Annotated in this window: 17 protein-coding genes; 10 read left to right on the forward strand and 7 right to left on the reverse strand. The window is 41.4% G+C overall.

The window, feature by feature from the left end:
- The first annotated feature begins 153 nt into the window (after positions 1 to 153).
- The 7 genes from KHO06_RS25490 to KHO06_RS25530 all read left to right on the forward strand — a co-directional run bounded on the left by KHO06_RS25490 (position 154) and on the right by KHO06_RS25530 (position 6,509).
- Positions 154 to 1,026, forward strand: a complete 873-nt coding sequence (locus tag KHO06_RS25490) for an AraC family transcriptional regulator (RefSeq protein WP_212582848.1) — start codon at positions 154 to 156, stop codon at positions 1,024 to 1,026.
- A gap of 41 nt (positions 1,027 to 1,067) precedes the next feature.
- Complete coding sequence (locus KHO06_RS25495) at positions 1,068 to 1,628, forward strand: Ig domain-containing protein (protein WP_212582849.1); 561 nt, start codon at positions 1,068 to 1,070, stop codon at positions 1,626 to 1,628.
- 1,126 nt (positions 1,629 to 2,754) lie between these two features.
- Positions 2,755 to 3,102 carry a hypothetical protein gene (locus KHO06_RS25505; RefSeq protein WP_212582851.1) on the forward strand — a complete coding sequence of 116 codons (348 nt, stop codon included), beginning with the start codon at positions 2,755 to 2,757 and terminating at the stop codon, positions 3,100 to 3,102.
- A gap of 71 nt (positions 3,103 to 3,173) precedes the next feature.
- Positions 3,174 to 3,521 carry a hypothetical protein gene (locus KHO06_RS25510; RefSeq protein WP_212582852.1) on the forward strand — a complete coding sequence of 116 codons (348 nt, stop codon included), beginning with the start codon at positions 3,174 to 3,176 and terminating at the stop codon, positions 3,519 to 3,521.
- 75 nt (positions 3,522 to 3,596) lie between these two features.
- On the forward strand, positions 3,597 to 3,941 hold the full coding sequence (locus KHO06_RS25515) for a hypothetical protein (protein WP_212582853.1): 345 nt from the start codon (positions 3,597 to 3,599) through the stop codon (positions 3,939 to 3,941).
- The gene (locus KHO06_RS25520) at positions 3,938 to 4,732 is read left to right on the forward strand and encodes an enterotoxin A family protein (RefSeq protein ID WP_212582854.1); all 795 of its coding nucleotides are present in this window, start codon (positions 3,938 to 3,940) and stop codon (positions 4,730 to 4,732) included. Before KHO06_RS25515 ends, KHO06_RS25520 begins: the two co-directional genes overlap by 4 nt.
- A 991-nt stretch (positions 4,733 to 5,723) precedes the next feature.
- A complete protein-coding gene (locus tag KHO06_RS25530) occupies positions 5,724 to 6,509 on the forward strand; it encodes an enterotoxin A family protein (RefSeq protein ID WP_212582855.1) in 786 nt (261 codons plus the stop codon).
- Positions 6,510 to 7,549: 1,040 nt separating this feature from the next.
- Here the strand turns inward: KHO06_RS25530 and KHO06_RS25535 are convergent.
- Positions 7,550 to 7,903: a beta/gamma crystallin-related protein gene (locus KHO06_RS25535; protein WP_212582856.1), complete on the reverse strand. Its 354-nt coding sequence runs from the start codon at positions 7,901 to 7,903 to the stop codon at positions 7,550 to 7,552.
- A gap of 763 nt (positions 7,904 to 8,666) precedes the next feature.
- Here KHO06_RS25535 and KHO06_RS25540 point away from each other — a divergent pair.
- Positions 8,667 to 9,338: a beta/gamma crystallin-related protein gene (locus KHO06_RS25540; protein WP_212582857.1), complete on the forward strand. Its 672-nt coding sequence runs from the start codon at positions 8,667 to 8,669 to the stop codon at positions 9,336 to 9,338.
- Between the two features lie 691 nt (positions 9,339 to 10,029).
- Here KHO06_RS25540 and KHO06_RS25545 read toward each other — a convergent pair.
- The 6 genes from KHO06_RS25545 to lamB all read right to left on the reverse strand — a co-directional run bounded on the left by KHO06_RS25545 (position 10,030) and on the right by lamB (position 17,993).
- The gene (locus KHO06_RS25545; RefSeq protein WP_212582858.1) at positions 10,030 to 11,649 is read right to left on the reverse strand and encodes an endonuclease; all 1,620 of its coding nucleotides are present in this window, start codon (positions 11,647 to 11,649) and stop codon (positions 10,030 to 10,032) included.
- A gap of 343 nt (positions 11,650 to 11,992) precedes the next feature.
- Positions 11,993 to 13,615 carry an alpha-amylase family glycosyl hydrolase gene (locus KHO06_RS25550; protein WP_212582859.1) on the reverse strand — a complete coding sequence of 541 codons (1,623 nt, stop codon included), beginning with the start codon at positions 13,613 to 13,615 and terminating at the stop codon, positions 11,993 to 11,995.
- Between the two features lie 88 nt (positions 13,616 to 13,703).
- Positions 13,704 to 14,222: a glycosidase gene (locus KHO06_RS25555; RefSeq protein ID WP_244858435.1), complete on the reverse strand. Its 519-nt coding sequence runs from the start codon at positions 14,220 to 14,222 to the stop codon at positions 13,704 to 13,706.
- Between the two features lie 167 nt (positions 14,223 to 14,389).
- Positions 14,390 to 15,712 (reverse strand): IS4 family transposase, encoded by a 1,323-nt coding sequence (locus KHO06_RS25560; RefSeq protein WP_212582860.1) that lies wholly within the window; start codon positions 15,710 to 15,712, stop codon positions 14,390 to 14,392.
- A 109-nt stretch (positions 15,713 to 15,821) separates the two neighbouring features.
- A complete protein-coding gene (locus tag KHO06_RS25565; protein WP_005429214.1) occupies positions 15,822 to 16,652 on the reverse strand; it encodes a MalM family protein in 831 nt (276 codons plus the stop codon).
- A gap of 156 nt (positions 16,653 to 16,808) precedes the next feature.
- Entirely contained in the window at positions 16,809 to 17,993 is a 1,185-nt protein-coding gene (gene lamB, locus KHO06_RS25570) for a maltoporin LamB (protein ID WP_005429213.1), read from the reverse strand.
- A 444-nt stretch (positions 17,994 to 18,437) separates the two neighbouring features.
- Between lamB and glgX the strand changes: the two genes are divergently transcribed.
- Both glgX and KHO06_RS25580 read left to right on the forward strand, forming a co-directional pair.
- Entirely contained in the window at positions 18,438 to 20,405 is a 1,968-nt protein-coding gene (glgX, locus tag KHO06_RS25575; RefSeq protein ID WP_212582861.1) for a glycogen debranching protein GlgX, read from the forward strand.
- 257 nt (positions 20,406 to 20,662) lie between these two features.
- The gene (locus tag KHO06_RS25580; RefSeq protein ID WP_212583445.1) at positions 20,663 to 22,384 is read left to right on the forward strand and encodes a diguanylate cyclase; all 1,722 of its coding nucleotides are present in this window, start codon (positions 20,663 to 20,665) and stop codon (positions 22,382 to 22,384) included.
- Positions 22,385 to 22,412 lie beyond the last annotated feature (28 nt).

Raw genomic sequence — 22,412 nt, forward strand, 5'->3', positions numbered from 1 at the left:
TCAATGTCCCCCAAAAAAAACACGTCCAAACAATCAAATTTTACATCTGTTTGATTAAAACAATTGGTAATAATCCTATTTCACTAGAGATCCTATTGACAATTGATATGAAAATTTATAAATCTAAAAAAAAATATAAAAAGGATTATAGTTATGTCAGTAATAAAGGTTGTGCGAAATGCAGACGACAGACTTACATTTACGCAAGATACAGATATTGACAGTATTCTGTATATTAAGGATGAGTATCCCGTCTTCACGAGTAACAACTATATGAATAGTTTGTCAATAAGCTCTTATATTAGTGAAGAAGAGCTAATTTGCTTTCTGTTTCTAAGATCCGGCGCTGAATTAATTGTTGGGAATAACAGAGAAAAGCTGCAATTTGGTGGTTTTTTCGCCTTCGATGCCCGAGAAGATGCAACAATCAAGTTTTTAAGTGAAGATTGCCTAGTTGTTGCATTTCTGCTCCCAGATTCTGCTTTGCCGACATTTAAAGCGAAAGGATATGGAGATATAAAGTCCCTTCCGGCATTGAGTGTACCGCTTGCAGCCGAACTTTTATCAACCCACTACTTAATGGATAACGACACATCGGGATGTCGGATAATAACTGCTATATCAATAATATCTAGCGAGGTAACGCGTTTAAAGAAGGGGCTACATAAAAAAGCAGATAGTCATGGCTTTTATACAGCATTGGAAATATTAAAAAACAATATAGAAAATGAAAGCATGTCTCTAGAATTTCTAGCTTCTAAAATGTATTGCTCACGAAGCAAAGCTCAGAAGATATTTTTTGAAAACAACACTACATTTCGACATGAGTTAAGAAAACTGAGGATGCGGAGATTATGTATGAACATACAAAATAACCCATATGAGTCTCTCGAGGCAGCTGTATCAGATAGCGGATATAAAAGTGTCTCCAGTGCAGATAAGGTGTTTAAAAAGGAAAAGGGGCTCTCACTCGCCAAATACAGAAAAATTGTTCGTTCTGAAACTGAAAAGTCAATCTTCCACTAGAATGCAGATAAAATATTATATGCATGGACATTTAATTTTACATGAGAAACCTTGCTTTTACTATGTGTACTTTAGCTCTTAGTGCCTGTTACAATGAAGAAATCATATTCAATATCGAAACGCCTTGGTGTGAAAATAAGTCCATAACGTCAGAATCAACTAATATCTCTGGTGTGTACTATAAAATACAGAGTCCTGAATATATAATGAAACCTAAGGTCTATGTAGACAATTTTTATTTTGACGAGCAGCTTGAAGGCGGCAGTAAAACACGAGAACGGATTCTAATATCTAACCAAAAGCCTGAGATTAGCGACATAACCCCCTCATCGCTATATATTGGTTCGAACTTAGAATATCAAGTAAAGGCCACCGATAAAGATGGCGACCGATTGGTGTATGCAATAGTGACGGGGCCTAATTGGATGAAAATTGATAAAGAAAGCGGCATTCTTTCCGGCACCCCTAAAGAAAGTAATCTTGGTATTAATTACTTCACTATTGCCGTAGACGATGGCCTAAATAGAGCTTTTTTTGATAGTTTCCTGTTAGTAGAGCAAGAAAAAAACATAATTGTAAATAACAAAGAGCTTTCATTTTAGGACGGAGCTTACTTTATCGAGCAGTTCAAAAACAACCTGGGTAGAATTACTACCTCAAGAAGTCCTGTTATTTTAAGGGTATAGAATTGACTCTCAGGTTATGAGTTGTGCAAGAAAGAGGTGCTTATCGATTAGAGTGACTTATAGTCTTTGGTGTTACATGTTTCAAGAGAACACCAAAAAGAATGAGCGTAAGATCAGCATGCCTAAAATATCAACACGACCGGAAATATAGTTGAAGATTGGCAATAAATTACTCTTGAGTTTTTTCTACGTCAATACCAACTAGTCTGATATAAATATCAGACTAGTTAGCGAGTATGGTTTAATCCAAATGATAGGCTATTTAGAACTAAAAAATAAAGCATAAATAATTTTACTTTCGTATAACGGACCTATTTATATACAAACATGACGAGATAACCATCAGCATATATGCACTCTAAAGTTCATGATTTACTTCATCAAATCATGAAGTATTTATAGGTTTAAGGTTTTATATTTTCATTTGATAGGTAAGTTAGATTGGGTGAAATTTATTTCTATACTTACCTAAATCTCCACGTAGGACTTTTATTTAACGAAATTATTATACAGTAGAGGGAGGGATACTGAATTTATAACACATTAAACTTCATTGGGTTCTCAAAGCCCCAGATACTAAAATAATCAAATGGTGATTTTTATGATTAGAAAATTAATTATTGGAGTGGTCATATCTCTTAGCATTACACCATTTTCCAATGCAACTAGCTTTAATAAGCTCTGTGACGACGGGGGTGGGTATAAACACTATAACAAGTCATTGACAGGGAGTCATGCATCCGTAGCGGTAGGAAGCTCGACCCCTGGAGTTTATATAACAACAGCGAAAGGTGAAATATGGAGAATAGACCCAGGATTTCAACCACGAGGGACTGTAGAAGAGCAACTCAGAATAGCTAAAGCGTCTATATTACTTGGATTAAACGTCAATATATGCTCCGGTCCTTATTTTTCCCCTTCTCGGGTTTGGTCAATCGAGTTTACTGAATCTAACGTAATCATACCAAGACAGTATTAAGTCTCGAATATATTATTAGGATAATTGACTATATAACTAACCAACCTTTTAAAGGAAAATCACATGTTAAGAAAAACTTATATTTCATTGTTTTTATGTTTTGGACTTATTCCTTTAGCTAATGCTAGTGAATTCGATAGTCTTTGCACTCAAGGGGGCGGGACTCTATACAAACAGCAATCCATCTCTAACTTTTTAATTACGTCTGCAAATAAGAACAATGGTATTTATATTCAGTCTAATTCGGGATACCAATGGCGAATAGCAAATGAATTTGGTCACAGCATTATCTTTGAAGAGCAATTACGTATAGTAAGATCTTCAATGATAGTAGGCACAAAATTGAATATATGCGCAGGGTTTGACACTTATTCTCCTAGACGGGTTTGGGCATTAGAGCTAACACAATAAACGTTCCTTTTTTAGTTATGATTATATCGCAAGACCGCCTAATAACATAGGAATGAAAGAGGAATTATCAAATGAATAAGAGAATTATGAATTTAATCTTGGCTTCTATTTTTATATCTCCTTTATCTCATGCAGTCACTTTTTCTGGCACATGCTCTGATAACGGAGGAACCATTCATACCAATATAAGATTAAACGATGTTACTGCAAATACAGCTCAACAAAGTCCAGGAGTCATAATTAGATCTTTCGAGGGAAGAGAATGGCGTATAGCGAACGAATTTGGTAACCACGATATTTATACGGAACAGGTTCGTGTCGCTGATATGGCAAGGCTTTTTGACCTTCGAGTTAACATATGCGAAGGGAAGAGTGATTTCTCCCCTAGACGAGTATGGGCGTTAGAGATAACAAAATAATGCCCTTATTCCCCAGGACCGAGAAGGCTTTAGAAATAAAAAGATAGTCTACTTATAGTTTTAGAGGGCGATAGTATGAATAAAAGAGTAACCATTATAACCTGTGTTTTTGCCTTTATTTCACCATTATCTCATGCAATTAACTTTAACGATACATGCGTTGATAATGGAGGGTTCTTTTTCACAGATGTGACACTAAGTGATATTTCTGCAAACACTGCACAGCAGGATACAGGAGTTATCTTGAAATCTACAACGGGTCAAGAATGGCGTATAGCTGACGAGTTTGGGAATAGCGATATCTTTAGGGAGCAGATTCGGGTGGCTCGTATGGCCCAACGTTTAGGGCTTGAGGTGAATATATGTGGGGGTCGATTTTTTGTCCCTCGTCGAGTATGGGCAATAGAGGTAAGACGATGATAATAATTAAGTCAATAAAAAGTAACCTATTATACTTCGTTCTGCTGATAACGGTATCACCCGTCTCAAGCGCTATTACTTTATATAGAGGAGATACAAGGCCTCCTGAAGAGATATTTCAGAATGGCTTCCAAAGCCTTGGGAGTTCAACCGATTTAATTCGGCATATATCCGGGGCTAGCTGCCATGCTGGTACTGCAAACAGTAACTATGTCAGTACTTCTGCTAGTTCTGTTAGTGCTTACGATTTCGCCTCTGAAGGAGCAAGCGCTGAAGGACATGAATTCTTTTACATCTACGAAATCGAAAGTGATAGCTCCTATATCGATGTAGTAGCAACATTAAGGAGAGCTCACGAAATTCCTGGTTATACAGCACCACAGCGTGTAATTTTAGGAAACCTTGCAGGACAAGCCGACGGAGAAGATGAAGTCTTATCACAGTTCTTAATCCTTGCCTCTTCTGTAATAAGGGTACAAATTTATCGAACAGATACTGAGCAATTAATCGAAACGAGGGAAAACCCCAACTTCGTAAGAGGCTCCAATGAACCTCCTCAACCACTAGCGGACGAGTTTTATATGCAATTTCTTCCTCCTAGTAGTGTTAGCAACGCGACCATGGCATGGTATGAGTCCGAATCTGGTTCAGAGAGTGACTCATCTTCTGTAACCGCATGCTTTATGGGAGGAGCATGTAGTAGTTCATCAGACAAGAAATCAGCAAAGTGTTTTCAAGCAGAGGTTCCTCCAGTGATTCAAATCAGCCTTTTTGAAGGGGACGTACTGTAACTATAAAGATTAAGTATACAAGAAGGGAAAAGAATAAATGTAGGAGAAAGACCTTTCTCCTACATTTCAAGCTAGAAATACTATTTTTATGAGCAAGCTAGTACGAGAGCATCGGTTTCAGCGTATCGCGCAATTTAAACTAAATATTTTTATTTTAAGTTTTATTTAAAGGGAGGATTATACCATTAAATCGCTTTTATCTAGAAGTACCATCTTTTTACTTTTACTCTTCAGCCCATTATCACAAGCTATTAGCGTATATAGAGGTGATACAAGAGGGCCCGAAGAAATCTTTCAAGAAGGCTTTAAAAGTGCCGGTGGTTCGACGAATCTAATAAACCATATCTCCGGAGTCAGTTGCTTCCTAGGAACATCAGAATCAAGTTTTATAAGTACGTCTCGTTATCATACAACAGCGGATTGGGCTGCTCGTGCAGCTGCTGACCAAGTAGAGCAAGATATTTATTATGTCTATGAGATTCAAACAAACAATAGCTACATTGATGTTGCAGAAACACTGAGAAGAGCGGTAGCCACCCCCGGATATAATGCAGAACAACGTATTATACTACAAAACGCTCTGCTTGAGAATGCAGAATCTGAAACCGAAATCCTCGCACAGTATAGCATTCCGCCATCATCTATAATTAGAGTAACTATTTATGATTTATCTCAACAGACTACCGAAGTAAGAATTAACCCTAACTATCTCGGTGGACCAAATACTTTGCCTGCCCCACTACCAGAGCACTTAATAATTCCATATTTACCGCCAAACAGCGTAAATGGTTCCGACACTGCTGCTGTCCTGCACTCTCCTACACCAGGTAATAACCCCTCAATAGTTAGTGCCTGCTTTATGGATGAGGCATGCGGAAGTGCTTATACAAATAGAAACTCCGGGAAATGCTACTTGTTTAGTATTCCGAAGATTACTCAAATGGCTCTGTTCGAAGGCGACATTTTGTAAAGCTCAAAAGGACATTACCCAATGAAATCATTGATTTTTTCAAAAGACAAAATACTAATTATTCTTTTTCTTATTTCTCTAGTTATTGCTCCGTTTTCACAAGCAATAACTGTATATAGAGGTGATACAAGAGGCCCCGACGATATATTCCAAAACGGATTTCAAAGCATTGGAAGTTCACAGGATCTAATGAGGCATATCTCCGGCGCAAGTTGTTTCGGAGGCGACAGAAATTCTGGTTTCGTTAGTACTTCTCGCAATCGCCTCAGAGCTTTTCACTTTGCGGAAGGAACTGCTCAAGAGACGGGCCGCAACTTGGCTTATGTCTACGAAGTTGAAACCAATGAGTACTTTATCGATGTTTTGGAGACATTAGAATTAGCGAGGCATCAACCCGCTTATAGCTCTGCACAACGAATAAGGTTACAGAATTACATGCTTCAAGCGTTTTCAGAAGCAGAGCTAGTGGTACGAACCTTAATTCCATCTAGAAACATAATTTCCGTAACCATATTCAACCTAGATGATGGAACGGAGGAAAGAAGGGAGAACCCGAATTATGTTAGAGGGACCAACGCATCACCTAGTCCACTCCCAGAAAGTGCCATCCTTTCATCTATACCTCCGTCGAGCATCAATGCTACCATGGCCTCTTCCTCAGTAAGTTCACCTTCCGAGACGGTTAGTGCCTGTTTCATGGGGGGAGATTGTGGAAGTCAACAGTCTCGATCACAAGCGAATAAGTGCCAGGTCATTAACGTCCCTAAGTTCACTGAAGTAACCCTATTTGAAGGCGATATCTTGTAGTGCTAAAAAGGACTGAGCATGGAACGTTCAGTCCTTTTTTCTGCCTACTTTCCCGATTCTGTTTGGGAAAAACCATCACCATCAACAGTTAGAATCATAGGAATGATTCTCCGCACATCGAATCAAATCTTCCATTGGCTAATAAATATTAACCTCTACCCGAGATCATTGACGATGTTTGCTTTCTCATAGAAACAGGATCCGATACACCATGAAACTTGTATTGATTCCTGAGCAAAGAAAACCTAAGAGCTCGAATTAATCGCTTATAAAGAGAAAAAACCATATTAAAAAGGCGACAATTCTTTTAATGTCGAACGAACTCAAACGCTCTCATTAATCGACCAATAGAAAGAGCATAAATCGGTCAAAATAATCCACGCGTCTAAATAACATAAGCCAAATGCTTACAAGCTTCAACAAATTAGCCAAGTAAACAGCTTTTCAACACGAACCGAAGATCAACAAGTAGCCTAACTTTGTATTGGCGTGCGCTATGAAAATGTCGACACAAGTCGATTTAAAGTGCACAAAACAATGCATAATGAACAAACAACCGAGCTCCCTCAAATATGAGCATGCAAAATTAGAGCGGCTAGGTATTCCTTATTTTGTTGAAGTGAACGTTAGCTGCAGTGGCAACATTACTTACGTATGGTCAGTTTGAGGTTGTACTACCGAGTCGGTCAGAGTATATATCGACGTGGAAACCACGAGGTATGAGGTATAATGCACGAATGGAATGTCTATTTAGGAGTAAAAACAAATGGATACCCACAATCAAAGATCTTACTCAAACTTAAGCAGCAAGAAATACCACTTGTTACCTGATGTTTTATTACACTCAGTAGTGGCTTCATCAGCTCCACGATAGGTACCGCCAGTCGATCTATTAAATCGGCTGTAATCTGCGTCCGGTATTCTTTGAACTCTGCGGGAGAGCTTTTATGCCTATCGGCATCTCTTCATAAAAAGGTACACGTGATGAAAGTCGGCTTATCTACAACTTCAATAAGCCGACTTTATATAAATTAGAGACTTTAGTTTCTGTTTTCTAGAATTAGAGCGTCGCTTGGGTAAATAATTAAGGAAGAGATCTGGTCATTGAACCCTTCTAACCAATCATCAGAGTCTCGAAGAACTAGACTTTCTCCTTGGTAGTTTACATCTTTAAATACTTGAACCATATACCCATCTGGAATTGTTACTGATGATGTAATATCGTTAAAGTCGAAATCTCTCAAATCAGGCTGAGCTGTATTAACTCGAAGAGATCGCCCTTCTTCATGTGCGTCTTGGTGTAGTTCAATGTAAGCGTAACTCATGTAATAACTTTGAGCAAGAGAGGCGAAAGAACATGACATCAGAACCATAGCTAAAATACTTTTTTTCATAAAAAACCTATTTAAAGTTTTGTAGTTAAAGAGTCCGAGAAAGCAATTTCTAGAGTTTGCTGCAGATATCAAATTTCTAATGTATGATATTGATACCTTACTCCTATTTTATGCTTCTTAGTTCCTAGCCAAATTCCATTTTTAAGTGAGCACTGGGTCCAACTTTACATTTTATTTTGGACTATAGTTTTGTATATTAAAAATTTACAGAATATTGTCCATCATATGATATAGCAGATACTAAAAGTTCACTTTTTCTTACATGTCTTGCTCTCACTTAATTAGTCTAAACAATATAATTTAAGTAAGAGTAAAAACGATAGAAACACTATAGCCCTCTATCTAAAAGCAACCAAGCTAAAATAGCGACAAGTGATCATTCACCCTGATTATTTGTGCATTTAAACGCCAGAAAACAAATAAGTGTATAATGTCGTTTTTTTTGTTCATTTAAACCTTTATTTTGGAAAGAAATAAATAACAAATCAACTAGTTTAATAAGAAATAGATTTTTTTTATAAGTTATACACTAAAAATTATTGCCATTAATATTTGCTCATGGTAGTTTTTTTCTCGTCTAGAACAAGACTTGATTTAAGCTATTTCATTCTTTATGCGTTAATATTTAAATGTATTAATCTTTAGGAATGCTTAGCTACGAACAATATCCAACACTAAAAATGGCAGTTCATTAATATATCAATTGTGACTGCACATGAGAACTTATTTAGTTACATTCAAGATCAACAAAAGTGGTTTTTTTATGAAAAAAAGTATTCTATCTATGGCACTAGTGTCATGCTCTTTCGCTTCTTTGGCCGAAGTTCCCGCGAACGGCGGTTACGTTGTTTTACACCAAAATGCTGGCTATGAAGGTAGAGAGCTCCAAACTAACGATAAGATTCTAGATTTAAGACAATTCAATTTTAACAATATGATTTCGTCTATCGAAATTCCTGAGGGATATAAAGTCGAGGCATTTCAAAACATTAACTTTCAGGGAAAAAAGCTCATTCTCGACGAATCCAAAGATTGGATTGGAGATGAGTTTAATGACACAATTTCATCTCTGATAGTCACACCTAAGGTATCTGGTTCTGGAACTGCGACACTAACAAACGGAAACCCTGACTTTGGAAATTATGGTTTCACGTTGAGATTAAACTTTAATGAGCCCATGAGTAAGGCAAAGATCGATTATGTCGAAACTCGAGAGTTTGTTTTAAAAAGTGACGCGGACAACTTAGGGCCGGCTAGGTATACTACAGATTGTGGTTTCGGTAATAACCTTTCTTACGGTCAGGAGTACACCTGCTATAAAAACGCTTATGCATCTATTGGCCATGAAATCAGAATTGACACGACAGTATATTACACTGATGGTACAAGTACTGTTCTATCATCGAACCCTATTGTCTTACAACCTGGCCAATAACTGACTTGAAATTATCACTATAAACCTTGTCTCGCATACGACTACAATATTCTCCTTCAGTCCACTTTTCGGAGTCCCTGTAGAATTGAATATCAAGAAATAAGATAGTATAAGTACAGTAATGTTAACAACTGGTTTGCACTGTTGATTGTGCAAACCTTTTTTTGCCAACCGCAACCCCACGCATCGTTTCAACTATAAAGCATAGCCACAGAAAGTGGCCTCATCCAAGTTAATGACATCACCTGCTAATCAAAAAATGAGCGTTGGTGCTTTAACTGTTTTCTTATCGAGGATTGAGCTAAATTAGAATAACTATCCAAAGCTTAGGTTTAAACGGTACCGTTTCTTAACTTGTTCCCTCATACTTTGTTAGACTCTCCTAACCATCAAATCCACAGAAAAACAAACCCGAGTTCACATAACTCCAAGATGTAGGATCCAGAATGTTGTCAATGAGTCCCTGTTTACCGGAAGTAAGTAAAAAACAATGCAGCGTAATTCCAGCACTTCCTAAATTTTTTGACGCGCCAATCGTGACGGTGACTCAGAACTAAAAACAGTAGGCGCAATCATGTGCTAGCTTGGGGAGGGTAATACCTCCCCATTTTTTGTGCTTTAACAGACATGAAAAAGCCGCCAAGTTAACGTGTTTAACTTAGGCGGCTTTCGTGTTTTTGATGGTTTAGGATTAATTACCCCAAATCATCTCTATAAACTCAGGGTGATCCACAAACGGGTTGCGGTTACCTTGGAATTCAAACACCGCTTGGTTACGGCTGATCTCTTTCGCGCTAACAGGATCGTTTTTGTGCCAACGTTTCAACATGTTCAGCATCCATGGTTCAAAAACGGTCGTTTTCGTGCCGTTCAATACCGCGTCAGAGTTGCTAGAGTTGCTTTCCCAATTGCCAATGACGTTTTCATAGCGCGTCGCCATGTAGAAATACGCACGAGCAAAATCACCTTTGAACTCATCAATAGGCTCAAATACCGTTCCTGAATAGCCCAAAGTAGAGCTTGCTGAACCAACTTTTGAGCCATTGCTTGATACGTAGGTGCTGTTACCCACTTCACCAAATGGCCAGTTGCTGCGCTTCGCATTCACATAGCCATCGGTTGCAAACAAGTGGTGACCATCAGAGTTCATCGGTTCAACCTTGCCACCAAACCAGCTCTTAGGGAATGAGTGTTCACGGTTGTAGCAATCGCCTTCAGTTCTGTATTGACCACATTGGTCTGTGACTTTGGTAAAACTTACTGTATCGCTGCCAGATGGTTTTTCAGAATACATATCGAGAATAGAGCCGTCTTTCTCGTAGTAGTTGTCTATGTCCGCTTCTTTCACTAAGGTCCAAATGGCAGAGTAACCGCGTCCTGTGTGATCCTTGATGATGTTAAACAGCGCTGTTTTCAACTCAAAACCTGTTTTGCCTTCTGCGGCTTTATAGTATTCCCCCACAACAGGCGGAGGCGTCGTTGAACCACCAAGAGTAAAGCTTGTGGTTTGAGATTTCGTGAATTCACCACCAGATGCTAACGTGGTTTGACCGAACATTAAGGTGTATGAACCATTACCGTTACTACAACAAATGCCATCACCATAGCTATCACTGATCGTAAATTGGTAGTCACCATTCGTTAAGCACATGGTTTTTTCGTAGGTTTTCGAAGATTCAAAACCTTGGCCTGTAAACAGAACTTGTGACTGGCTATCTTTCAGTTCCCAGCTGGTTTCTGAGCCATAACTGTCGGTGTTCAATGTCAGTAAAACTTCGTTGTCATTACAGCTTTCTACTGGCGGCTGAGTGCCACCATTTTGGTTTGGCTGAAAGTTATCGACATAAACAACTTCGGAACCATCAAAGCCAGATTCATCGTAAAAGCGTAACCCGACATTGATCGTTTTGTTAGATGATGCAGTGTAACTGTGCGTGAGTTGTTGCCACTGATTGGTTTGCTGAGGGTTAGAGTAACCGTGGTATCCATCAACCACCAAACGCGCTTTAACATTACCTTCAGTGTGGTAAACCGAGACTGAAAATGGGTAGGTTTTCCCCTGCTCCACATTAATGGTTTGCAAAAAGTCGGTGTTGCTTTGGGTACCTGTATTTACAATCACTTGAGCCGCAAGGCCACCTGAGTTATGCGGATTGCTGGTTGGTGAAACGGCAATACCAGAATCAATCACAGACCACTGCGCTGGCGCATTCCCATTCCATTGTTCAAAGTCTCCATTCAATACCTCAGCATAGGCGATTGGAGAGCAAATGAGAGGTAAGAGGTAGAGGGTTTTCGTTATGGATTTCATTATAATTTTCCATTAGTTATATAAATCCCCAGAAGATAAACATAACAATTACACATGGGTAAGCTTTGAATCACAGTTTGACGTTGCATGAATGTGAATATTCTCATTATCGTGCAGCACATCTCACAAACTGCGTACTGTTTCTTTCACTTGTTCAACGTCGGTTGTGCGATAAAAAACAAAGGGATGTAAAGAAACAAGGCGGGACCTCAAAGTGGAATATCGCCATCGATGACTAAAAAGAGCGGCATCTTAGACAAAGCGATAAAAAAAGCCAAGTGCGTTTCTATTGGGGTAGAAAACAACACTTGGCTTGGTATGGGTTATCTTGATTGAGAATGACTTATTGAGTGTTTGCCGTCACTTTGAAGAAGCGACCTTGTAATGATGACATCGGGATCTGGTATTGCCCGTTACTTGGTGTGATTTGTTGGTTAGTGATTAAATCCACCAGCGCTTGATTACTCCCGATTTGTGCTTCTGTCAGCACAATATTGCGGGCACTCTCAAAGGTATTCAAAGCAAATAACACTTGGTCATCGCCAGATACTTTCAAGTCCACATAACTGCCATTGCTTGCTACCAAGTTAGTGCGGCTGCCTTGATACAAAGCAGGATGTTCAGCACGCATCGTCATCAATGACTTAACGTAGTTTTTCAGATCAACTTGATTAGCATCTAGGGTTGCCGTTACGCCTTCGATCTTGGCACTGCTGCGTGCGACATGGTCATCACACACGCCACGAACCGCACATGTATTGTTGTCTTCTTTTGCGTCAAAACCATCAACTTGGTCACCGATTTCATCTCCATAATAGAGAGTGATTGGTCCGGTGTAAGCCGCTTGGAATGCAAACGCAGCTTTGTGACGTTGCCAATATTCAGCATCGTTCACATCCGCTAATCTGCCTCGTTGCAACAAGTCACCAAAGCGAACCAAATCGTGATTGCCAATCATCAAGTTTGGCTGAGCATGAGACGGATATTGGTTGTGTGTTTGGTAGCCATTGTCTAGCCAATCCACACCACGACCGCCGACACCGCTCTCATTGACAGCCAGTGTTTCCACCACGCGATAGCGCATTGGGAAATCAAATGCCGAGCACAATGCAGGATCGTCAGCCGCGCCATATGCGTCACTCGCGATTTCTGACTCGCCTTTCCAGATCTCAGCGACTATGTAACCCAGAGGATTCACTTGATCACCTTCCGCGTTGGTGTAAGTCACACTCTGTGAGGCTTCATCCACCGCTTTGCGGATTTTTGTCCATGCGTCGGTTGGGACTTGGTACGCTTGGTCTAAACGCCAACCATCAATTTTTAGCTCTTTGACCCAGTAAATCGCGACTTCTCTGTAGAAATCCAAACTTGCTGGGTAGTCCACCGGATTGCTCGAACCAGAAGGTAACAAACCCGATGGAGACGGCTTAATCAACCCTTCTTTGTGATGACCAAACACGCCATCAAAGAAAACATACAAGCCGCGTTTGTGTGCTTCATCAACTAAGGTTCTCGCCGTTTCTAAATCGCCAAAGCGAGGATCAATCTTAAAATAATCCGTGGCAAAGTAGCCCGTTGCATCCAAACGATCGGCCCAATGATCTTGCCCATCAATGGCTTCCGATTCAAAAACTGGCGTCAACCAAATCGCATTCATGCCCAAGTCTTGGATGTAATCAAGCGAATCAATAATCCCTTGAAGATCACCGTTATGATGGCTGGTGCCGTAACCTGTGCCATGGCCGATATTCGAATCGCCATCAACAAAGCTCTCAACCATGATTTGATAAGTGCGAAGCTGATTGCTTTGCTCCATTACATTCGCTTGGCAAGCATAACTTGTATCAGGAAGTGGCGTGCTGCCATTGTCGCTTCCGCCAGAGGAGTTACATGCGGATAAAGCACCAACCACACTCAAGGCTAAAAGTGATTGGCCAAATAGTTTTTTATATCTTACGTTGCGCATTAAACTCTCCCAAATAAAATTAACCCCAACATGTTTCCCATGCAAGGGTTAATAAATAAAAATAAATTTTAAATAACTGAATGGAATATTATTGGCATTTAGAAATCATGATAGAGTAAGGAGAGCCATTATCTTTAAACTCCAAGCTCCACACATATTTCCCTGGTTCTTTAATCTCTAATTTCGTATCCGTACCGTAGCCACCATATGTCAACTCATTTAATTGACCAACCGTTAACTTTTTGCCCTTAGCTGTAAATTGTGGCTTCCATTGTTCAGCGGCGTACTGCATTTTATATTTGCCAGCGACTTCATCGGTAACCACTTGATAAACGTTGTTTCCTTTATAGGTTAACTTACGCTGTACAACATGCTTCCAATCGGCATTGGGGAAGCTACCAACAACAAAGATATCTTTAGACAATGGGCCTAATTCTGCAGAATCCGGCAGAGCACAGTTTGTCATCATATCAAGGTTTACGCTTGTTAATGCCGCCGCATTATTTACTTCATCTTGAGCAGTATTTTCTGATGATGTTGACGAGCAAGCAGATAAGATAGAAACAGCAGCCAGGGTGCATGCTGTATTTATAATTAATTGTTTCACGTTATATCCTTATTTTTATTCGACAATGTGCTAATTGAATTAGCACTGGATATATTATGAAGTGAAATTAATTAAATTTTAAATGTTAATAATATAATCTGTGAAAAGGATAACTAAATGTACAATAAAAAGCCGACCCTATTGGTCTAATGCCGTTCGGATAAGCATTAATGCTTATATCTAAATGGATATTTTGTAGGGACAAAAAGGACTGAACGTGGATACGTTCGGTCCTTTCTTTTATCCGGTAAAATGAAGTGACTTATGCTTTCCCTCATTTGCTTGAGTTTGCTCGGTAGAGTTCCATCAGGACTAAGTGCCAACCAACGTAACTGGGTATCTATTAAGTTTATTGCCGCTGTAAAGCTAACTCTAGTTGGGCTTACATCAGCGTCTTTAGCAATATGAATCATCTCTAAGCGCACCAAATTGTACGCTAGCAGTATTCCCCAGAGCTCTTGTCTAACACCAACAGCAAAACGACTTCTCAAGGTAACCTCGCTTTGTAGCTGAGTTTGCTTTATCTCACCGTAACCTTCTTCTATTTCCCAGCGTTGCCAATAGACAGCTAATAAATCTTCTAATGAGTATTTCTTAGGGTCAACAAGGGAAGTTATAAAGCCTTCAATTTCACCTTTTGGGTCTTTATAGAGGATGAGACGTGCCTGCCAATGAGTCGGTAAATTAGGGTTATTACGCTGAGCTTGTGGTGAGATAGGCATAGAAATAAGCATGTCGTTTTCAGCAAAGTGCTCTACAACTTCATATCTTAATTTCCGTTTTACGGGAGTTAGCCAGTGACTATTGGAGGCTGCTGCATTCCACGATATCAACAAGTCGGCGGAAAAGTAGCAACGATCAAACAATGTAAGCGAGTTGGCTGGCACGTCTGTTAATAATCTGTGTGCTAACGTTACCTCGCCAACCTGACAAGCATCGAATGCAGCCCCCACCATAAAGCGTGTCTCGGTCGCCATCAGGCCGACCAAGCGAAGTTGAGGGTAAGGTTTATGTTTTTGAGAAATGAATCCAAATGCTTGCGCATTGTCTTCTGAATCTTGACAACGAAAAGTTGTACCATCCACGGCCATGATGCTTAGCCCTAGCACCTTATCTTTTACTAGTGCGTCGCTCTCCCAAGCCGCCACAGAGGTTTTAAATAAAGCGGCAAGAGGCGCCTCATCTAAACGTCGCCTAGAGTCAGTTAGCACACTAGGTGCAACACGAGACCATGTATTCTGAGGTTCGGGTTGAAGAGCTAAGTCAAGAGAACTACACACTTCCTTAATTGATTTGTTCCGCTGCAGTCCCATCCAAATAACAAGCCAAACCGCTTGTTGCGCTGGTAAACGTCGTCTCCTAATACTTGCTTTAGATGTATCAAGCAAAGCTTGCTCTATCCATTCAAGTTGAATGGCATTAACTACAGACTCATAGTTTTTACCATCCTCTATCGTTTCATGAGCCAAAACCAACTCTTGAGCAAACATAAAAAATCTCCACTAACGTTGTTAGTGGGGATTATCATACGATCCCAAGATCATTCAAGTCTCTAAACCGATCGGCATTAGACCCTATTGGTCGGCTTTTCTAATTTAATTATTTTGTATTTACTGCTTTAACAAATACTTCTTGCGCACCCTCAATGCCTAACGCTTTTGCTTCATCAAGTAAGCTCAACGCTTTAGGAATATCATCTGCTTTCACTGCTGCTTTAATCGCATTGTGGTAGTAAGTTTGGGTTTCAGGTTGCACTGAGTCGACCGACTTGGCCACAACTGGAGCAGCGACTGGTTCACTATTCGAGGAGCCAATTGAGAAGAAGCTTACGCGGTCAATCGACACTTCAATCTTACCTGTGTCACCGTTTGGCACTGGAATGTCTTTCACTTCTGGCAAGTAGTTGCCTCGAGCTTCAGCGTCCAATCGCGCTGGGTGAATAACATCAGTAAAACCGCCAAGGTCAGACTGGTCAGTGTAAACAATTAGGTAGACAGAATCTAAACCCACAGGTGGGAAGAAGTCTTTTTCAGCGACTAAACGGTTTCCAAGGTGAAGGCGAGGTTTTGTGTACTCAAATTCCGCTTTGCCATAGTTCTCGATCTCTTTACCGTTTTTATCAACGATTATCGCACGTGGTACAAAAGCCGTATCTTCAATCAAACTGGTAATTTTAATCGCGAACTCACCACGGTCTGCAGGCAGCTCGAATACCGCTACGCGGCTGTCGATACCCTGATATTTCAACACTTGGCTCTGAGAAGTGATGTCTACAATGGCAGAGCTTGGAAGCTTCATTTTCACCGATTGAAGCTCAGATAGAGCATCAACTTGCTGTGCTTGAGCAACTTGAACTTGTTCGATAACTTCAGTGGATTGGCAGCCAGCAAGCGCGACGCATCCACTTAACATGAGGGCACGGAAGTACATACTTTTTCCTTCTAGTTATTTTTCTAAAGGTTTTTGCACTAAAGCATCTTAGAGTGACTTTGCTGAAACGTCTAACTTTTCAAAACCCCTTAGAAAAATAGCCGACAGATGTCGGCTATTTAAATAGGACAGCTAGATAACTAAGAGATTACTCGATTACCACCAAGCTTCAGCTTGGATACCGAATACGAAATCTGAGTCACCTTTATCACCGAAGGTTGTACCTTCTTCATCAGTGATGTATGAACCGTATACGCGTAGTTCAGGACGAGCCCAGAAGCTGTCACCCATTGCCCAAGCTTGTGCAACTGTGAATTTGTGAGCACCAAAGTCTTCGCCTTTTTCGTTTTCACCAGCGTTGTAACCCGCTTCGAAAACAGTGCGCATTGTGTCGTTCCACTTGTACATTGGACGAACTACAACAGAAAACTGATCTGAATCACCTTGACCACCAGCGTAGCCAATGTCAGAACCTGCTAGGTAAGCAAGTTGGTGACCCATTTCCCAGCTTTCGCCTAGGTTAATTACACCCCAGTTAAGTAGGCGGTAACCTGTTGCGTCATTTTGAAGGCCAGAGCGATCGTAGTATGTACCTGCGCCCCAGAAGTTAGCAGCTTGAACACCGTAACCAGCAGTACCGTATTGAAGAACAGTTTGGTTGAAACCGATGCTTAGACCTTGGTGTACGATAGCAGTAGCTAGGATACCGTCATCACCATCAATAGTTTTATCATCTTTCTCTGTAGAGAAGTTGTACGCAGCTGCAAGTTCAAGAGTCGCGTCTTCCCATAGACCGATGTTTGCTAGACGAGCATCAAAGATGTAGCCGCTACCGTTGTCATCTTCACCGTCTTGGATAAGAGCTAGAGAAAGCTTTTGGTTACCTACAGAAAGGTTTTCGATACCACCACCAGTACCAGAAGTGTTTAGGAAGTAGAAGTCAGTGATGTGGATATCTTTACGTTGGTAGTAAGTTTTACCAGCCCATAGTGTTGCGTCTTTATCAGAAGCGATTAGGCCTTTAGCTTTAACTGCAAATTGTGCAACGTTGAAGTCACCATCTTCCCAGCCAACTGCGCCGTCATTGCCTTGAGCAACCATAGATTCGATGCGCCAAGTTTGGTCGCCTGTTTTTAGATCTTCAGCCAGACCAATCTCGTAGTAGTTGTCGTTTTCGTTACCTAGACGACCAATACCATTCTTCATGAATGATACATCAGCATCACCGTTACCACTGATACCAGTACCAGCACGGAAGTAACCATTAAAGTCCACTGCGAAAGCAGAACCGGCAGCTAAAGTTGCAGCAACAGCAGCAGCAATTACACTTACTTTTTTCATTCTTAACTCCATTAAGGGTATTTATAATTCTGTCTTCCCTTCCCACTCTTTAGACGGATATAGGCAGTAAAAATGCACCTAAAGAAAGAGAGGTAAGATGGGAACAAGTCCCCGTTTGTTTCAACAGTCTTAAGATTACCCAAGGCGTACAAGGATGACGTCCTCCACCCCAAACTAATTTAGGGGGGATGAGAAGGGATGAGAAAATTTACCGAATGGTGTTTTTACGAGTCAGATCACCAATCTAGGGAGGAATTAGTAAGTTTCTTCAGTTTATGGTCGCTACAAAGTGATAGCCATTTCATATTTTCGTAAAAAATGGGTCGTAGAAAGTAATTTAATTACAGTGATAATTTTCGATGTAAGGTGGTTGACCTTAGTAAGACAAAGTTTTTTACTTATAGTTTCTTAAAGGTAGCAATAAAATTAAAAAAAGATTCGCTGATGACACAACTTCACTCTCGCCCATACCCACTCGGCGCAACTGTGAGTAAAGAAGGTTGTAACTTCTCTATTCACGCTCCGAGTAGTAAAGATATTCAACTTGCGCTATTTGCGGAAGACGGTAGCTATGAGCTGCACGACTTGCCAAGCGAATATGCAGGCATTCGTCATACTTTCATCCCAGACATTAAACCGGGGCAAAAGTATGGCTATGTAGTGACGCATCAAGACCAACCTTTGCTGATCTCCGATCCTTACGCAAAGTCGATTGATAAAGCCCTTCACTACCAACCTCCCTTCTCCCCTGCAAAAAGCTTTGATATGCCCAAGTGTGTCGTGATTGAAGATAACTTCGATTGGCAAGACACCGATCATCCTCGCATACCACGCGAAGAGATGGTGCTATTCGAAACCCATGTGAAAGGGTTAACTCAACAGCACCCAGAAGTCGCCAGTGATAGCAAAGGCCGTTACTTAGGGTTGTCTTCGCCAGAAATGCTGGCGTTCTACAAACAGCAAAACATCAATACGCTGCAATTGCTACCCGTGGCAGCGTGTATGCATGAGCCTCACTTGCTCAAGATGGATAAAGTGAACTATTGGGGTTACAACCCATACTTGTTCATGGTGCCCGATCCACGTTACGCAAAGAAAGACGCCGTCACCGAACTTAAAACCACCATCCGCGAGCTACATAAACACGGCATTGAGGTGATTCTTGATGTTGTTTACAACCATACAGCCGAGAGCGGAGAAGGCCCAACCATATTTAACTTGAAAGCGCTCGATCCACGCTTCTATATCAAGCACGGTCAACACTTTGCTAACTTCACTGGTTGCGGCAACACGGTTGATATGACCTACCAACCTGCACTTAACCTCGTTATGGATACGCTGCGTTACTGGGTCAGCGAATTTAAAGTCGATGGCTTCCGTTTCGACTTAGCAGCGACGTTGGGTCGTCAAGGCGATGATTACAACCCAGAAGCAGCTTTCTTTAAAGCCGTCGCGCAAGACCCCATTCTTCGCGAAACCAAACTGATCGCTGAGCCTTGGGACATTGGCCCTAACGGCTACCAAGTGGGTAACTTCCCATTTGGTTGGAACGAATGTAATGACAAACTGCGCGACATCTCTCGCAGCTTCTGGCGAGGTGATCAAGGCTATCTGAAAGAGTTTGCGACTCGCTTGATGGGCTCTCGTGATATCTACAGCGCAGCGAACTGGCCTTATAAACTCACAGTCAACTACATCACGTATCATGACGGCTTCACCTTGCAAGACTTGGTGTCTTACAAACAGAAGCACAACGAGGCGAACGGTGAAGAGAACCGCGACGGCCACGGTGACAACCGCTCGGAAAACTATGGCGTTGAAGGTGAAACAGAGAACCTTATGATCATCGCCACACGCGAAAAGCAAAAGCGCAACTTGATTGCTAGCTTGCTATTCGCGTTCGGTATACCTCATATCCTGACCGCGGACGTGCTATCTCATACTCAAGGTGGTAACAATAATGCTTACTGTCAGGATAACGAAACCAGCTGGTTGAACTGGACAACATCTGAGCGCAAGCAAGATTTCAAAGCGTGGATTTCACAAATGGTGGCAAACCGTAATCAATATATGGTGCCATTCATTCGTGCTTTTAGTGGTGAAAATCGTAATAACAACCGCATCTTCTGGCGTCGCATTGATGGTAGCTTGATGGAACACGACGATTGGAACCGTTTAAGCTCGGTAGCGCTGCATCTAGGCATTGGCAAAGAAGGGCAAGAGTTGGTGTACTTGATCAACCAAACCAACGCGCCAGCGCGTTTCAAGCTGCCAAGTGAGCGTGGTCAAGAGTGGGTAACGGTGTGCGATACCAATGTACGCAACCTAAACCCAGGTCATGCAGAGGGCGAGGTACTGCTTTCTCCGACTTCGATGGCCATTTTACATTATCAGCCAACTAAAAAAGCTTAGCTGACCCAAACCGCAGCTTATTCCTACAAACTCTGATAAACCCAGCAACACGCTGGGTTTGTTTTATCGACATTTCGAGTAGAGATCCATCAACTAGGCCAAATAGCACACCATACGCATTGATACGCAAATGAAACTAATCTAATATTGCTATCCAAATCACATTTATAATATCTACAACGTAATTTGGCATCATGGCTTTACCTAAATTCTTAATCCGCATTCTGCGGCCTTACCTGTTACTCCTCGCAGGTTTTATGGTCTATCTGGCCTATGCTCAGTTAGTCGATTCTGAGTCGATGGTTTATCGGCAATCTCAAACCAATATCATCACCGCAGAGCGGCTGATCCACTCTCAAATCGAAGCCGCTTTCAGCAAATTTTACCTATTAGAAACCGCGCTAAAAGCCAGCAAACAAGATCTCAATGATCCTGACTTCCGTGAGCTAAGCCAAGGCATCATCGACTACTCGCCGCAGTACTCCAACATTCTCTATACCACGAAAGATAGCAACATGGCTTATGGTCTTTCTGGTCAAATAAAACAAGCAGATACCAGCAAGATCTTATGGCACAAGCTGGATACCGTCAGCGACAAATTCTCTATCTCTTCGTTATATCAAAACCCGCAGCAGCGCTGGGTCTTCGCGATAAAGCACGATAACCCAGACCTTAAATACCAACTTTGGCTGGAGTTCGATCTTCTCCACACCACTCAGCAATTACGTGGCCTTAAAACTTTGAACAAAGGTTATGTGTTCGTGGTAGACAGAGACACCGAGCGCTTAGTATTTCATCCTGACCCAAGTCGAATTGGTGACCCTTCCGTCAGCTATCATGGCGGTATCAGTGACAAAGTTGCAACGGGGCTGCTGTTTGGTAAACACGAGTACTATTACCAAGATAACTTTAAGATCTCGGTCTTCGATGCAGACAACGGCTTGAACTGGGTGTTTGTTGCAGGGACAGACCGTGCCGATATCCTCAACAGCAGCTATCCATTTACCCTTACCGCAGGCGTGATTGCTTCCCTGTTGGCACTCGCAATTGGCATTAACTATCTAACCTATCAACTGCATTTGTCACTCGCGCGCTTAAATGGCACAGACAACGTGGGCGACTTTAAAACCCAACTTAAGCGTGTATTAGATCGTTTCTGCTTCCACAAAGGCATACAGTTCTGTGTCTACGACAGCTTAAATTACAGCTTCTACACCCTTGATTACCATGGCAACAAGAAGCTCGTTTTAACCGACGCTAAACTTGCGGCGCGTTTCTCCCCAATTGCTTTGACATACCGCAGTAAGAAGTACGGCGACGAGCTGACGAAAAAGCTCAAGATCAACAGTAATCACTACTGCATTCCTTTATTTGATGGGCGAGAGCTGCTTGGCGTGACTTACGTCAGTTGCCGATTCCCAACCTACAAATGCGTGCTCAGTTTGATTCAGAACTACGCCCAAGTTGCGTTGGCAAACCTGAAATTACATGACCGTTTGCGCCATCAAGATCCAATGACGCAACTCGAAAACAAAGCGTGCTTAGCAGCAAAAGTGTCGAGAGAGCTTGATTCAGAGAACCGTTTTATCGCGATGGTCGATATTGATAACTTCAAATACATCAACGATAAATTCGGCCATCCAGTCGGTGATTTAGTCATCCAAAAGACCGCAGAAGTGATGCGCGATTGCTTCCCTAAACCAAAAGGGATTTGTTTAGCGCGCTATGGCGGTGAAGAGTTTGCCATCGTGTTCCAAGCCAATGACGAGTTTGATGCCAAACATCAGCTTGATAACTTCCTAACCGCGTTGCAAAGAAGCCATCTCACATTGGGTTGTGGCGATGTGCGATTTACGGCAAGTGTTGGGTTTACGCCATTAGAAAGCAGCTATCACCATGTAGTGGAGCAAGCTGACAAAGCACTTTATCAAGCAAAAAGATTGGGTAAGAATCGCGTCTGCCACCTCAAAGCAGCATAGCGAATTTCTTACGAAAAAAGACAAAGCC

Source organism: Vibrio sp. B1FIG11 (assembly GCF_905175335.1).
In the GTDB taxonomy this organism is placed as follows: Bacteria; Pseudomonadota; Gammaproteobacteria; order Enterobacterales; family Vibrionaceae; genus Vibrio; species Vibrio campbellii.

Excerpts from the sequence above, each read along its gene's own strand:
- KHO06_RS25535 (WP_212582856.1), bottom strand. The coding sequence starts at position 7,903 with ATGAAAAAAAGTATTTTAGCTATGGTTCTGATGTCATGTTCTTTCGCC.
- KHO06_RS25530 (WP_212582855.1), top strand. The coding sequence starts at position 5,724 with ATGAAATCATTGATTTTTTCAAAAGACAAAATACTAATTATTCTTTTT.
- KHO06_RS25560 (WP_212582860.1), bottom strand. The coding sequence starts at position 15,712 with ATGTTTGCTCAAGAGTTGGTTTTGGCTCATGAAACGATAGAGGATGGT.
- KHO06_RS25565 (WP_005429214.1), bottom strand. The coding sequence starts at position 16,652 with ATGTACTTCCGTGCCCTCATGTTAAGTGGATGCGTCGCGCTTGCTGGC.
- lamB (WP_005429213.1), bottom strand. The coding sequence starts at position 17,993 with ATGAAAAAAGTAAGTGTAATTGCTGCTGCTGTTGCTGCAACTTTAGCT.
- KHO06_RS25495 (WP_212582849.1), top strand. The coding sequence starts at position 1,068 with ATGAGAAACCTTGCTTTTACTATGTGTACTTTAGCTCTTAGTGCCTGT.
- KHO06_RS25505 (WP_212582851.1), top strand. The coding sequence starts at position 2,755 with ATGTTAAGAAAAACTTATATTTCATTGTTTTTATGTTTTGGACTTATT.
- KHO06_RS25580 (WP_212583445.1), top strand. The coding sequence starts at position 20,663 with ATGGTCTATCTGGCCTATGCTCAGTTAGTCGATTCTGAGTCGATGGTT.
- KHO06_RS25490 (WP_212582848.1), top strand. The coding sequence starts at position 154 with ATGTCAGTAATAAAGGTTGTGCGAAATGCAGACGACAGACTTACATTT.
- KHO06_RS25515 (WP_212582853.1), top strand. The coding sequence starts at position 3,597 with ATGAATAAAAGAGTAACCATTATAACCTGTGTTTTTGCCTTTATTTCA.
- KHO06_RS25550 (WP_212582859.1), bottom strand. The coding sequence starts at position 13,615 with ATGCGCAACGTAAGATATAAAAAACTATTTGGCCAATCACTTTTAGCC.
- KHO06_RS25545 (WP_212582858.1), bottom strand. The coding sequence starts at position 11,649 with ATGAAATCCATAACGAAAACCCTCTACCTCTTACCTCTCATTTGCTCT.
- glgX (WP_212582861.1), top strand. The coding sequence starts at position 18,438 with ATGACACAACTTCACTCTCGCCCATACCCACTCGGCGCAACTGTGAGT.
- KHO06_RS25520 (WP_212582854.1), top strand. The coding sequence starts at position 3,938 with ATGATAATAATTAAGTCAATAAAAAGTAACCTATTATACTTCGTTCTG.
- KHO06_RS25510 (WP_212582852.1), top strand. The coding sequence starts at position 3,174 with ATGAATAAGAGAATTATGAATTTAATCTTGGCTTCTATTTTTATATCT.
- KHO06_RS25540 (WP_212582857.1), top strand. The coding sequence starts at position 8,667 with ATGAAAAAAAGTATTCTATCTATGGCACTAGTGTCATGCTCTTTCGCT.